General features: G+C 46.2%; 12 protein-coding genes and 1 other annotated feature. Of the genes, 5 read left to right on the top strand and 7 right to left on the bottom strand.

Annotation, left to right across the window (positions count from 1 at the left end; translation table 11 throughout):
* The first annotated feature begins 38 nt into the window (after positions 1 to 38).
* Complete coding sequence (locus tag DY78_RS11875) at positions 39 to 479, top strand: MerR family transcriptional regulator (protein ID WP_029778791.1); 441 nt, start codon at positions 39 to 41, stop codon at positions 477 to 479.
* Positions 480 to 534: 55 nt separating this feature from the next.
* Here DY78_RS11875 and DY78_RS11870 read toward each other — a convergent pair whose 3' ends face one another.
* A complete protein-coding gene (locus DY78_RS11870) occupies positions 535 to 1272 on the bottom strand; it encodes a pseudouridine synthase (RefSeq protein WP_024623857.1) in 738 nt (245 codons plus the stop codon).
* 7 nt (positions 1273 to 1279) lie between these two features.
* Positions 1280 to 2950 (bottom strand): putative polysaccharide biosynthesis protein, encoded by a 1671-nt coding sequence (locus tag DY78_RS11865; RefSeq protein ID WP_024623858.1) that lies wholly within the window; start codon positions 2948 to 2950, stop codon positions 1280 to 1282.
* Positions 2951 to 3602: 652 nt separating this feature from the next.
* On the opposite strand from DY78_RS11865, the gene DY78_RS16190 reads away from it, so the two are divergent.
* Positions 3603 to 3764 (top strand): hypothetical protein, encoded by a 162-nt coding sequence (locus DY78_RS16190; RefSeq protein ID WP_156093421.1) that lies wholly within the window; start codon positions 3603 to 3605, stop codon positions 3762 to 3764.
* 26 nt (positions 3765 to 3790) lie between these two features.
* Here DY78_RS16190 and leuS read toward each other — a convergent pair whose 3' ends face one another.
* Complete coding sequence (gene leuS, locus DY78_RS11860; RefSeq protein WP_024623859.1) at positions 3791 to 6214, bottom strand: leucine--tRNA ligase; 2424 nt, start codon at positions 6212 to 6214, stop codon at positions 3791 to 3793.
* Positions 6215 to 6435: 221 nt separating this feature from the next.
* Positions 6436 to 6648: a binding site (T-box leader), on the bottom strand.
* Between the two features lie 143 nt (positions 6649 to 6791).
* Here leuS and DY78_RS11855 point away from each other — a divergent pair.
* Entirely contained in the window at positions 6792 to 7448 is a 657-nt protein-coding gene (locus DY78_RS11855; RefSeq protein ID WP_024623860.1) for a phosphatase PAP2 family protein, read from the top strand.
* A gap of 27 nt (positions 7449 to 7475) precedes the next feature.
* On the top strand, positions 7476 to 8042 hold the full coding sequence (gene mnmM / locus DY78_RS11850) for a tRNA 5-(aminomethyl)-2-thiouridylate-methyltransferase MnmM (RefSeq protein WP_024623861.1): 567 nt from the start codon (positions 7476 to 7478) through the stop codon (positions 8040 to 8042).
* A gap of 34 nt (positions 8043 to 8076) precedes the next feature.
* Here mnmM and DY78_RS11845 read toward each other — a convergent pair whose 3' ends face one another.
* The 4 genes from DY78_RS11845 to metK all read right to left on the bottom strand — a co-directional run bounded on the left by DY78_RS11845 (position 8077) and on the right by metK (position 12756).
* The gene (locus DY78_RS11845) at positions 8077 to 8478 is read right to left on the bottom strand and encodes a hypothetical protein (protein ID WP_156404127.1); all 402 of its coding nucleotides are present in this window, start codon (positions 8476 to 8478) and stop codon (positions 8077 to 8079) included.
* Between the two features lie 196 nt (positions 8479 to 8674).
* Positions 8675 to 9397 (bottom strand): alpha/beta hydrolase, encoded by a 723-nt coding sequence (locus DY78_RS11840; protein ID WP_024623863.1) that lies wholly within the window; start codon positions 9395 to 9397, stop codon positions 8675 to 8677.
* Positions 9398 to 9407: 10 nt separating this feature from the next.
* On the bottom strand, positions 9408 to 10904 hold the full coding sequence (locus DY78_RS11835; protein ID WP_024623864.1) for an MDR family MFS transporter: 1497 nt from the start codon (positions 10902 to 10904) through the stop codon (positions 9408 to 9410).
* A 664-nt stretch (positions 10905 to 11568) separates the two neighbouring features.
* Positions 11569 to 12756 (bottom strand): methionine adenosyltransferase, encoded by a 1188-nt coding sequence (gene metK / locus DY78_RS11830; RefSeq protein WP_024623865.1) that lies wholly within the window; start codon positions 12754 to 12756, stop codon positions 11569 to 11571.
* A gap of 328 nt (positions 12757 to 13084) precedes the next feature.
* Here metK and DY78_RS11825 point away from each other — a divergent pair, with 328 nt between their 5' ends.
* Complete coding sequence (locus DY78_RS11825) at positions 13085 to 13804, top strand: hypothetical protein (RefSeq protein WP_024623866.1); 720 nt, start codon at positions 13085 to 13087, stop codon at positions 13802 to 13804.
* Positions 13805 to 13869: the final 65 nt, after the last annotated feature.

Raw genomic sequence — 13869 nt, 5'->3', positions numbered from 1 at the left:
AGGTTATGCTGAACAATTTGTCCAAAAATTCGGATTAAATTTGCAATCTACCTTATTCCATTAAAGACGTCGCCGCGAAGACTAATTTGTCGATTTATACGTTACGCTACTATGACCAACAAGGCCTCCTCCCCTTTGTGGCGCGCAACGCGGCCGGTTATCGGGTCTTTACCGACAGCGACTTACATTTACTAAAAACGATTTGTTGTCTAAAAAATACGGGCATGAAAATTGCCGATATTCGTACCTATATCGAGGCCGTGATGCAAGGTCCGGCCACGATTCCGCAACGACGCGCCCTGCTGCAAGCCCATCGCGACCGTATCTTAGCGGCGCAACGTGAAGTCATGGCCAATCTCAAAGGCGTCGACGAAAAAATTGCCATTTATGCCGACCCCCACGCCACCGACCTGGTTGAACAAGAACGGGCGGCAGCTAAGGCCGATAAAATTGCTAACGGGTTACCAAATCCATTTTAAAGTGGCAAAATAAATAAGCCTGATGAAATTTAAAATTTCATCAGGCTTATTTTAATTAATCTTCTTCTTGACCAGCATCGGCCTTTAACGCAGCTAATTCGGCGTCTGTTAAGGCCCGATAATTACCAGCTAACAAACCGACTGGTAATTGTAAGGAACCAAACTTGATACGTTGTAATTGGACAACCCGTTCACCCAATGTGCCAATCATCCGTTTAACTTGATGGTACTTACCTTCATGAATCTTAATCCGGATGGTCGTGAAGTTTTCAATCTCATGAAATTCAACGATTTCAGCTTCTGCCGGCTGTAGTTGCGTCCCGTCTTTTAACGTGATACCCGCGTTAAAGCCCGCCACTTGTTCCGCGGTGATTTCGCCCGTGACCTCGGCTTCATAGAGCTTCGTCACGTGATGCGCTGGTGCTAACAAAGCGTGTGACAAGGCCCCGTCATTAGTAATGACGAGCACGCCTTCAGTATCTTTATCTAAGCGCCCAACGGGAAATAAATCATCCCGATAATCCGTCGTGTTAAATAAATCGAGGACCGTTTTTGCTTGCGCGTCGACCGTCGCCGTAATGACGCCTAATGGTTTATTCATTACATAATAAAAATATTGTTGATAGCGAACTTGCTCGTCATCTAAAAAGACCGCATCGCTACCGGGATTGATTTGTTGCTTGCCGGACAAAACTGGTTCACCATTGGCCGTAATGTGGCCATCTTTAATCAGCCGGCGCACTTGAGTCCGGGTACCAATTCGCATCGCATGTAAAAATTTATCAATTCGCATAATTCACCTACTTAATCCGAAGCTTCCGCCGTAAACCAGCGGCCCGTCCGCCAATCATCAGATCAGCTAAGCGGGATTTCAAGGCAAAGTACGCGTAGACCGCGCCCCCTGCTGCGACTGCCAAGATGACAATCAAAAATGCTTGTGTTTTACTTTGTTCATTTAAAATCAAGTTAAGTCCATGCACGACTAAAGTGGCCGCAATATAAGTCAAAATCGAGTAAATCAAAATCCGGTTCACTTTAGGTAATAACTTCACATAGCGAATACCGAAGTTGACTTCCAAGTCATACAAGGCCATTAAGCTGGCGACCGCCATCCCAATCGCAGTTGCGACTAATGGACCGGCTGCCGAGAGCAAGTAAATACATGGCCACTGCACGACTAATTTGACCGCTAACCCAATCAAATAAAACCGAATAATATCGCGATTACGTGACAATCCTTGCATCAACGCTGACACGACCGTAAATAGTCCTAAAACAATCGCGGTGAACGCAGAGATTTGTAAAATCATCGTCCCGATTTGGCTATAACTATAAAATAACGTATTCAATGGTTGCGCTACTGCCGCCATCCCGAGCGCACCCGGAATCATAATAAACAAGAATAAGACGATGGCGTCTTCTAATTGTTTACGAATGTTGCGGAAGTTCCCACTTGCCAACGATTCTGATAACAATGGGACCACCGTAACCGCAATTGCGGACGCTAACGACACAATAATCATGACTAACTTATTGGCGTTAAAGGCAAATAACGCGTACAAGTCATTAATAACGACTACTTTAGTATGGAACGTCGCTTGCATGATTGGTTGGAAAGTCGCTTGGTCCAACAAGTTAAAGACCGTGGTCGCCGTATCAATCACGATAAACGGAATGGCTTGCACGATAATATCTTTAAATAACTGCCAAACTGGAATCACTAATTTGGCATCACTTTGCGCAGCCAACCGATTGAGTTCCGGCCGTTGCCGGTAATAGTACCAAGCTAACAGTAAGAAACTGGCCGCTGCCCCGACAAACGCCGCAAAGGTCGATTGCGTGACCGCGTTGACCCAGTCCCCCGTTTGAACTTTCATGATGAAATACGTTGCACCCAACATGTAAACCACACGGAAAACTTGTTCAATAAATTGGGAAATCGCGGACGGTGCCATTTGTTGGTACCCTTGGAAAAAGCCCCGCGTTAACGACATCGATGGGATGATTACTAACGCAATGGCTAAGGCCCGCAAGACTGGAATCACATTCGGATCACTGCCCCCAAAGACGAAGCCAATCGGTTTAGCCCCAAACCACAAAATTAGGCCACTCAACAGTCCTAAGGCGGCGGTTAATAGTAACCCGCGTTTGAACAACCGTTGCCCGACGCCGTATTCATTAATAGCATTATATTCTGAAATTTGCTTAGAGATTGCGGAAGGGATACCCCCAATCGCAACTAATAGGAAGAAACTATAAATATTATAGCCCTTCGCGTATAACGCGTTGGCCTGTGAATAGTGATTGCCGAGCCACATTACCCAGGGAATAATATAAATTGCCCCGAGAATCCGTGAAAAGAGACTGCCGGCCGTCATCCAAGCTGAGCCCTTGACCATTTTCGCATGGGCGTCAGCATCAGAATTAACGTGCGGACTTTGCGGCTGCTTCGCCTTTGATTCCTCAGACATGTTTCGTAACCTACTTTCTTAGTTCAATCTTAACTATTTTAGATGAAATAGCGCTAAGTTGCAATTGAATTTAAGGGTTCTCGGTGACTTTTAACGAACCTTAACTAACCCACCCTTACCCAAAAGTTTGCTTTTGCCACTGGTCACCAATTTTAGGTGTCATGGGAATCCAGCTTCGAACGAATCCTCCAGCAAGTTAAAGTGTTCTCGTGCCAGGACCGGCTGGCGCCAAAAAGCGGTCGCCAACCTCGCTTTTGAGCTCAGCCCAACCCGCTAATCTCAAAAGACGTCCTTGTTCTAAGCCGAGCAGACCACTCGACTAAGAACAACTTTGGCACGTTCACACTTTAACTTGCTTCCGGGATGCCGCTGACCAATTGCGCATTCTATCTGAATCACATACGCAAAATCATCGTCAAACAGCCTTCTTTCAAAATTTGATCTGACTCTGCTAAATATTGCGCATCATCCTCTTACGAAATTTAAATGCTATATACGCAGTAGTTCGGTACCTCATTCATACGGCAACTAAAATCATTGCGACTTAACAATCGAATTAAGACTACTCAACACAAAAATAGCCCAGCTCCGATAAAGAATCAGAACTGAGCTATCTTCATATTAAAATCAATTTAGCTGGAGGTCAGCAGTAATGGAAGTCGCCGTGCAAGTGGCGTTAGTTCGGCATGGTTTTAGCCGAGCTTACGGCACCGACATCTTTGAAGATTGGCGGGTTGGGCCAAGCTTCAAAGTGAGGTTCGAGACCGCTTTTCAGGCTCAAACCGGTCGCCACGGCGGCTGGAATTACTGCTGACCGGAAGCGGCAATCAAGCAAGTATCCTAGTTAGCAACAATGTTAACTAATTTACCAGGAATGGCGATCACTTTGCGGACCGTCTTGCCGTCGATGAATTCTTGGACCTTGGCATCGGCTAAAGCTAATTTTTCAAGTTCATCTTTGCCCATGTCTTTAGCGACTTCGGCGTGCGAACGAACTTTCCCGTTAACTTGTAAGACGATTTGCGCGGTGTCTTCAACTAACTTCGATTCATCGTAAGTTGGCCAGCTAGCAAAGGTAATCGTGTTTTCATGACCTAATAAGGCCCACAATTCTTCGGATAAATGTGGCGTGATTGGCGCTAACATCTTCACTAAGCCTTCAATGTAAACGACTGGTAAGTCATCAACTTTGTAGGCTTCGTTGACGAAGACCATCATTTGCGAAATCGCAATGTTGAAACGCATGGCTTCATAGTCTTCGGTCACCTTTTTAACGGTTTGGTTGTAAACTTTCGTCAACTTACCGTCATTAATTGTAGTGACACGGTCCCGGACCCGGTTGTTGTCATCAATGATGAGTCGCCAAACCCGTTCAATCCACTTATTAGCCCCATGCAAGCCATCGGTACTCCAAGGAATAGAAGCTTCCAATGGTCCCATGAACATTTCGTATAAGCGCAACGTATCGGCCCCATATTGTTCCACGATATCATCGGGGTTAACCACGTTACCACGCGACTTGGACATCTTTTCATGGTTGTCACCCAAAATCATCCCTTGGTTGACTAACTTCTGGAAAGGTTCCTTAGTTGGCACCACGCCTAAGTCATACAAGAACTTGTGCCAGAAACGGGCATAAAGTAAATGTAAGACGGCATGTTCCGCCCCACCGACATATAAGTCGACTGGTGACCAGTATTGTAACTTATCGTAATCAGCTAAGGCTTCTTTATTGTGAGGATCAACGTAACGCAAGAAGTACCATGAACTCCCGGCCCATTGTGGCATCGTGTTCGTTTCACGTTTCCCTTTACGACCATTTTCATCGACCACATTGACCCAGTCGTCGATGTTGGCTAATGGGCTTTCACCGGTCCCGGATGGTTCGAGGTTCTTCGTGGCTGGTAAACGTAATGGCAATTCGTCTTCTGGTACTAAGGTCGTTTCGCCATCTTCCCAATGGATTACGGGAATTGGTTCGCCCCAATAACGTTGCCGTGAGAAAATCCAGTCCCGTAACCGGTAGTTGACTTGTTTCTTACCACAATCATGTTCAACTAACCAATCAATCATCTTATCAATGGCGGGTTGCTTGGCTAACCCGTCCACTAAACCGGAGTTGATATGTTCGCCATCACCGGTGTAGGCTTGGGCGTCATAGTCATTTTCACCCGCAATGACGGGTTTGATTGGTAAATCAAATTTCTTAGCAAATTCGTAGTCGCGGTCATCGTGCGCTGGTACGGCCATAATGGCCCCAGTTCCGTATGAAGCGAGCACATAATCAGCAATCCAGATTGGCAACTTTCCGCCATTAACGGGGTCAATGCCGTAGCTCCCAGTGAAGACCCCGGTCTTGTCCTTATTCAAGTCAGTTCGTTCCAAGTCTGACTTAGTGGCGATTTTAGCTTTGTACGCATCCACGGCCGCTTGTTGTTCCGGGGTGGTCAAAGTTTTCACTAATTCATGTTCCGGTGCTAAAACCATGTAAGTGGCCCCATATAACGTGTCAGGACGGGTTGAGAAGACTTCGATTTCTTTATCTTCTTGGCCCGCGACCTTGAAACGAATGGCCGCCCCGACCGAACGACCAATCCAGTTCCGTTGTTGTTCCTTGATGTTTTCCGGCCAGTCGATGTCATCTAAGTCATCAATTAAACGGTCGGCATACGCCGTAATCTTTAAGCTCCATTGTTTCATTGGCACCCGATAAACGTCGTAACCGCCCCGTTCCGTCTTGCCGTCCACAACTTCTTCGTTAGAAACCACGGTCCCGCCCATCATATCTGGTGCCCAGTTAACGAGCGTTTCAGATTCATAAGCTAAACCTTTTTTATATAATTGTTCAAAAATCCATTGGGTCCACTTGTAGTAACTTGGATCAGTCGTATTAACTTCGCGGTCCCAGTCATATGAGAAACCCAGTGAACGAATTTGACGTTTGAAGTTTTTGATATTTTTAGCGGTGAAATCTTTAGGGTTATGGCCCGTCTTCAACGCATATTGTTCAGCTGGTAAGCCAAACGCATCCCAGCCCATTGGATGTAACACGTTGTAACCTTGCATCCGTTTCAACCGTGACATAATGTCGGTTGCGGTATACCCTTCTGGATGCCCCACGTGCAAGCCTTGGCCTGATGGATATGGAAACATATCTAAGGCGTAGTACTTCTTTTTGTCGGTATTATCTGATGCTTTGAAAGTTTTGTTTTCCTTCCAATAATGTTGCCATTTGCGTTCGATGACTTTATGGTTGTATGCCATAATTGTGCCCCTTTCTTGGATATGCTATGTAATTGATAGCATTTGCGACTTTGATGTTGGTCTAACTTTGTTTTGCTGAAACGTGGCCGTGGGGCTGCGGGTTGTGCTTGCTACGCATTGGTCCCAATGCCAAAACCGCATTCGGCCCAACGCTAGGCAATGCTCGCCCGCAAACCGCCCCCACGTCCACTCTACAAAAAAAGCCTATAAGCAAAAAGCGCTTATAGGACGAAACGAGGTTCCGCGGTACCACCTATGATTCCACGCAATGCATGGCCTCTTGATTTTTCTTAACGCGAAATCACGTCTGAACCTACAATTGCTTTCAGCCAGATGACTCGAAGGTGAGTTCGCCGACGATGAGTCCCCGTTTGCAACGACCACGGAGTTTCTGGAAAACATCGTCGACTACTAATCCTTGTCAGAGTCGCAAAGTTATTGTTTTCATGGTAGCAAACCCCGCCCGCTTTTTCAAGGGGCCGAGCCCGCCTTTTGATAACAAATATTGCGTCTCTTTATAAATTATGTAATAACCATGCTATAATAATCGGAGTGAATTTTTTGCGGAGGTTTTGGTATGCCCCTTAAACATTGGCGACGAGCCGATTCTTATATGACGTTAGTATTCCTCGGCTGGCTCGCATGGACGGCAGCCGTTTGGCAAAGTCCGGCCTGGCTAACTGCCTTTGATACCGGCATTGCCAACTGGCTACATCACACACCAACTTGGTTTCAAACGAGTATGGTGTGGTACACCCAACTCGGCAATCCGCACACGATTACCATCATCACCTTGATGATTGGTCTAGGATTGATTATCGGTCACCAAAGTAAAGCGGCCGTTTTTTTCTGGGTGAATACGTGGTTATTAGCGGGTTACGGCAATTATCTCGTTAAACAACTGATTCAACGGCCCCGACCCACGGCTTGGCGGCTCGTTGAAATTGGCGGTTACAGTTATCCTAGTGGGCATTCAACGACGACCACGGTGCTGGTACTCAGCTTATTAGTCATTGCGTTTGAACACTGGCAAAATCCGGTGGTCAAACGATGGCTATTTGTGGGCGGCTTGCTTATAATCTTATTGATGATGACCAGCCGCATCGTCGTGGGCGTCCACTACCCGAGTGATACAATTGGCGGTGCGCTGCTGGGCAGTTGTCTCACCTACGTCAGTGCCCGCTTAACGACCCGCCATCGACAAGGTAATTTTAACTTCAAACGATCCGCTTGACCTACAAACTCAAAGGAGTGTTCTACTATCCAACTTAGTTCGGCTTTAGCATTTAGCCATACTTTGATTAATCAAGTCGTCGACCCCGGTGATCACGTCGTCGATGCAACGGTCGGCAACGGTCACGACACGGTTTATTTGGCGCAATTAGTCGGCCCGCATGGCCGCGTGTATGGCTTTGACATTCAACAAAGTGCCATCGATACCACGACTGCCGCCCTCAAAGCAGAACGGCTCACCAATCAAGTCACTTTGACGCATGCTGGCCACGAAACTTTAGCCGCCGTGATTCCGGCTGAAGAACCGATTAAATGCGCCATTTTTAATCTCGGCTATCTCCCCGGTGGCGATAAAAATATTATCACCAAACCAGCCACCACGCTCACGGCCATTGAATCCTTGGAAGCCCGTTTAGCTCCGAATGGCGTCATTATCTTACTCGTGTACAGTGGCCATCCCGGTGGTCAAACCGAAGCGCAAGCCGTGTTAGACCACGTGGAACACTTGGATCAACACGCTTATCAAGTCTTACAATATGGCTTCATTAACCAAGTGCATTTTCCACCTTATTTAATCGCCATTCAAAAACGATAAAGGCCTCGCCAATCATTGGCTAGGCCTTTTTTTGTTAGCGACTATTATCGAAAAAACAATAAAAATTAAGTGGCGGTAATCGGCGCCGGCGTGAGCAAACTTCGGTGACCGCAAACAACCAAATGAATCCCAGCACAATGCTAAACATGGGGGCATTCCAAGTTGTCTCAGCACCGGGAGCCGCGTACTGGACAAAACTACTGGCAGCCAAAACTAGGACTAACCAACTTTCATAAAACCACGGATGTTGGACCCGATAACGCCACCAAATTAGAAATCCTAACACTGGCAACGACCACATCAAGAATTTCATGCTACATAGTAATCCCAACTTGAACAGTTGGATCTTCCAACCATTAGTCGTTAAGTCGTTGACCATAATCGCTGGTAAAAAGTATAAATATAGCACTGGAAACGGCAGTAATAAATCCGCCACCAAGTAACAGCCCCTTAACCCCCATTTGCTTTTGGGTGACATCTCAATCGCCTTCTTTGCATTTTATGAAGTTATTGCAACAACGAACCAATAATTAACTTTATTATAACCGATAAGTTAGCGCTTTACCTACCTGAAAATGAGCCACAAAAAAACGCAATACCACGCTAAATCGTGATACTACGTTTAACTGAGCTTATTGTAATCCCACTAACCAGTGTTCTAATCGCTGACTAATGGCCGTTTGTTGTTGCGCATTACTGATGGTTGCTTGGTGATCACCTTTTTGATGACCGTAACTCCCAAACCCACCGTGGTTACCACCTTTAATCGACGTAAACGTGGTATTTTTCGGCAAATACCGGCGATTTTTTCGATAATGTTGCCAATTCAAGACCCCATCACGAGAAGCGGTCACGGACAAGCCGGCTAAATGCGTCATAGACAGATCACCCTTTTTATCGGGATAACTCGCCAAGTAAAAGACGCCTTTAAGCCCGGCCGTCTGATGATCATGCGCATAGCGGCTGGCCATCACGCCACCGAGGGAGTGCCCACCGATAACGTAATTATGGCGGGCTGCGCGGGGCACGGCGTTCGCTTGGTTACCGGCTAATACCGCCAAAGCTAGCGGAAAATGCATGACATAGACGTTATACCCATGCTGGGCCAAATTTTCTGCCCAAATGCTGTAACTATTCGGCGACACTAACGCCCCCGGATAAAAAATCACACTCGTTTTGCCACCATAACCTTTATAGTACGTGTACTTGTTAGTTGTCGTGGTGGCCTTTTTGGCGACTTGTTGGGCCGTTTCGGACGGTTGATAGATGGCATGATGCACCCCGGCCAACCCGCCCAATCCCAATACGACCAAAATGACAACGATGATACTCGTAATTTTAACCCATTTTTTCATGGTACTTAAATCAGTCCTTATTCAACTTAGCCGCATGTTGGGCAGCCGTCATTTGGGGACCCCGGTCTAAACTGTTGACGATAAAGGCCAACACGATCAAAGCCAACCCAATCAAGTATACCCAATGCAGACCCGTATACAAAATACCATGCAAAGTTGGTAATAACTTCGTCGGTAATTCCGTGGCAGTTTGCGGATTGATTAATTTATTCATCATCGCCATATTGGTGCCCGCATGACTGGAAATTCCTTGGTTCATCCCAACGTTCAAAGCAATCCCAAAGACCGAAATCATTAACGTTTGCCCAATCGTCCGACTCAACGTATTAAACGACGTCGCCACCCCGACATTTTCCGATGAGACTAAATGTTGCGAAGTGACCGTGGTAGCGGTAATCGTAATCCCGAAACCGACCCCACCAATCGCCGTAATTAAGAAGAACCAGCCAAACGCGGTCGAAACTGGCAACAACGCCAAGCAAAGACCGGTGACAAAAATAAAGCATAAACTTAAATACAAAATTTTACGTGGGGCCCATTTGGCCAATAAGCGACCGGTCACAAATGACCCGACAATCCACATCAACGAACTCGGCGTGACGGCAAAGCCCGCTAAGGATGCCGGTACACCTAAGATACCTTGCGTCCACGTTGGAATATAAACTTCCACGGCCATCAAGAAACCACTAATCAAAGCGGCCACGGCATTTTGAATGACGAATGTCCGGTTTTTAAATAAGTCCATTGAAATAACCGGTTCATCTGTATGACTTTCACGCCGAATGAACAACCATAAACTGGCCGCGCTGACGACCCACGCAATCACGACACTCGCCCAGCTAATTGTCGTATTGCCTAACAATTGGAAACTCAGCATTAAGCCGAGTAAAAATAGCATTAACCAGAAACTACCAAGGTAGTCGATTTTAACTTTGTTGTGTCGTTTGGGTTCCCGTAAATAAAATTGGAACAGGAATAACGTGATCAAACCGACCGGCACATTAATGAAAAAAATCCAGTGCCAGCTCAACTTATCAACGATCAAGCCCCCAATTAACGGTGCCAGCACCGACGCAATCCCCCACGCCGAACTGTTGAAGCCGAGCACTTTGGCCCGCCGTTCAAATGAATAAATATCAGCAATAATCGTCATCGAGACCGGCATCAACGCACCGGCGCCAATCCCCTGAATGGCGCGCCAGAAAATCAAAACTGGCATCGAATCGGATAACCCACTCATCATTGACCCAATAATAAAAATAATTAATCCCGTTTGCATGACCGGTTTACGACCGACCAAATCAGTTAACTTCCCATAAATCGGTGTCATCATGGCATTAGTTAACAAATAAATCGAGAACACCCAGTTCATCAAGGCGACCCCATGTAAATCCCCGACAATCGTCGGCAGCGCCGTGGACACAATCGTCCCTTCAATGGCGCTCATAAATGTAGCGACGTAAATGGCGACCGTAACCGCCATTACGTTGGTTTTACGTTGTTGCATAATTCACTTTCCCTTTCATAACTTACTGCTTAGTTTGGTGACACTTCCTTTTTCGTGTGGTGTCGAACCTTTTTTGTATAGAAAACTTACGGTGGTGCTTAAAACCATGTTGGTAGGAAGCACGATTATTTGTTTTGATAGTGCTTATTTTGCTGAAAAAACTTTATCCGGTATACATAAAAGGACAGATGAGTCTTTCCAAACATTGGTAATTTCACTACCAACTGACCTCATTATAATCAACTAGCTGAACTAGACGCTTCTGAAAAGTCATGTCATACGCTTATTTATCATCAACTTGGCACCAACCACCAAACTGAATTGGCGTGACACTATTATCATCTAAAAATCAATCTAGCTGGCAGCTGACCGTAATGGAAGCCGCCATGCGGGTGGCGTTAACGGGATTGGGTTGTATTCCGTTTACACCACGGACGTCTTTTGAGACTTGCTTTTTAGGCTCAAAAGCGAGGCCCAAGACCGCCCCTCAGGCTTGGACCGGTCCCCATGGCGGCTGGAATTACGGTCAGCTGGCAGCGGCAAGACCACTGGTGCAACCAATATAACCCAAACGCACGCCACAAAAAAAGCGCCCTTAATAAAGGTCGCTTTTAGCGTCGAGTACCTACAGACCGTTCAAGCCTGCGTGCCCGAAACGTTTTTATTAGTTAAATTCAGCTTTTAATTCGTCCACCTTGTCAGTATGTTCCCAAGGTAAGTCGATGTCAGTCCGACCGAAATGACCATAAGCCGCCGTCTTGCGGTAAATTGGCCGTTGTAAGTCTAACATCTTAATAATCCCAGCTGGCCGTAAATCAAAGTGTTTGCGAATGGCGTTAATTAACGCTTCATCACTCACTTTGCTAGTGCCGGCCGTATCAACGGAGATTGAAACCGGTTGTGCAACCCCAATGGCATATGCTAATTGGACTTCAATTTGGTCCGCTAAGCCCGCTGCAACAATGTTTTTGGCAATATAACGCGCCGCATAACTTGCTGAGCGGTCAACTTTAGTGGCATCTTTCCCAGAAAAGGCCCCACCACCATGATGAGCAAACCCACCATAGGTATCAACGATGATTTTCCGACCAGTTAAGCCAGCATCACCTTGCGGCCCACCAATCACGAAGCGACCAGTAGGGTTAACCAAGTATTTCGTTTGGTCATCCAACAAATTAGCTGGAATAACCGCTTTAACGACTTGGTCAATGACCGTTTGCCGAATTTCGTCTAATTCGACATCAGGATCATGTTGCGTGGACACAACGACCGTGTCGACCCGCACTGGTTGATTGTCGGCATCATATTCCACGGTCACTTGGGCTTTGGCATCAGGCCGCAACCACTTAATCGTGCCGTTTTTACGTAATTCCGCAATCTTACGCATTAAGCGATGGCTCAACGCGATTGGTAATGGCATCAATTCAGGGGTTTCGTTAATGGCATAGCCAAACATCATCCCTTGATCACCAGCACCGATTTGGTCCAATGGATCCGCGTCACCTTCACGGGTTTCCAAGGAATCATCGACCCCTTGCGCAATATCAGGTGATTGTTCGTCTAATGAAACTAAGACGGCACAGTTGTCACCATCGAAACCGTATTGGCCATCGACATAACCAATTGACTTGATGGTGTCACGCACAACTTTTTGAATATCGACGTAGGCTTTGGTGGAAACTTCACCAAAGACGAGCACTAACCCCGTTGTCACAGAAGTTTCAACGGCGACCCGGGCTTGCGGGTCTTGTTCCAACATAGCATCTAAAATAGCATCACTAATTTGGTCCGCGATTTTATCGGGATGACCTTCGGATACTGATTCTGATGTAAATAGGTGTCTTTCACTCACTTTAAATTCCCCCTTGATTAGTTCGGTTACAAGGCATCTAAGAGTGGTCTGTGGGGCGTAAAGCTAGTGAGCATTAGCCGCGTAACGGGATTGATGCGGGTTTGGCATCGGTTCGGTTACGTTACGTTGCTAAGCGCAGCTCGCTGCCCCGCAGAGCACGTTTCAACCACCACGGCAGAAACCCAACTCTTATCCTTTCGGGAACGGCTCATAACTATGTAACTTTATCACAATCCACGTTTTTTTTAAAGATTCTTATCAAATTATTGACTGTTAGATTCGCTATCGTTAGGATTGAAATATTAACTCTAAAGAAAGATGTTAGCCTATGATTCGAATTGGAAAATTAAAGTTACAACGCAATTATGTGCACCTCGCCATTTTTACGATTTTGCAAAGCATCATTTGTTGGTGGGTCGCCTTAGATTACGGTCGCTCATTCAAAACGGCGGAGTTTTCAGCCGCCCAGTTGCCGCTCATTGGCTACACCTTAGCTGTATCAGCGGCAATCTTCATTATTTTAGATCGACGCATCCCGGCGCAGTGGAGTTTGATTGCCATTGGCGTTTCGGTCGCCCTAGCCTTCACGAATATTATCGCCAGTGAATCGGAATTACTATACTTACTATTAACGTGTAGTGTTTGGCTATTTGTGATGGCCATTCCACGCTTAGGGATGCAAAACTACTTTGGCCTAGTCGTCTTCAGTATTATTATGACGTATACCATTCCGGTCGCCGTCTTTTATTTACAAAACAATTATTTGTCAACGACCTTCTTATGGGAGCTCACCCCAGTGGTTGCGAGTTACGTCTTCTTGTATGTCCCAAGTTTCAGCCAACAACGGCAAATCAATCAGATTGTCTCCGCCGTTACTGGCGCCATCTTGGTCGTAACAATCTTCTTACAACCGCTCACGTGGCAAACAATGGTGGCCATTGCGGTGGTCATTGCGATTTGGTTCGTCCAACAATCCTATGGCCGCTTGCGGTTGCATTTAATGATTAATATTGCGATTCAATTAGTTTTAATGTTCTTACTTTACTAAGCGACAACTAACCCCAGCCGGTTAGTTGTTTTTTTATGGCATTTATCACCAAAATTATTTCTATT

The organism is Lactiplantibacillus fabifermentans DSM 21115 (genome assembly GCF_000498955.2).
Lineage (GTDB): Bacteria > Bacillota > Bacilli > Lactobacillales > Lactobacillaceae > Lactiplantibacillus > Lactiplantibacillus fabifermentans.
Note: the sequence above shows the minus strand (reverse complement) of the source record. Positions and strands in the feature narration are given on the sequence as shown.

Excerpts from the sequence above, each read along its gene's own strand:
- DY78_RS11870 (WP_024623857.1), bottom strand. The coding sequence starts at position 1,272 with ATGCGAATTGATAAATTTTTACATGCGATGCGAATTGGTACCCGGACT.
- DY78_RS11865 (WP_024623858.1), bottom strand. The coding sequence starts at position 2,950 with ATGTCTGAGGAATCAAAGGCGAAGCAGCCGCAAAGTCCGCACGTTAAT.
- DY78_RS16190 (WP_156093421.1), top strand. The coding sequence starts at position 3,603 with ATGGAAGTCGCCGTGCAAGTGGCGTTAGTTCGGCATGGTTTTAGCCGA.
- leuS (WP_024623859.1), bottom strand. The coding sequence starts at position 6,214 with ATGGCATACAACCATAAAGTCATCGAACGCAAATGGCAACATTATTGG.
- DY78_RS11855 (WP_024623860.1), top strand. The coding sequence starts at position 6,792 with ATGCCCCTTAAACATTGGCGACGAGCCGATTCTTATATGACGTTAGTA.
- DY78_RS11840 (WP_024623863.1), bottom strand. The coding sequence starts at position 9,397 with ATGAAAAAATGGGTTAAAATTACGAGTATCATCGTTGTCATTTTGGTC.
- DY78_RS11835 (WP_024623864.1), bottom strand. The coding sequence starts at position 10,904 with ATGCAACAACGTAAAACCAACGTAATGGCGGTTACGGTCGCCATTTAC.
- DY78_RS11825 (WP_024623866.1), top strand. The coding sequence starts at position 13,085 with ATGATTCGAATTGGAAAATTAAAGTTACAACGCAATTATGTGCACCTC.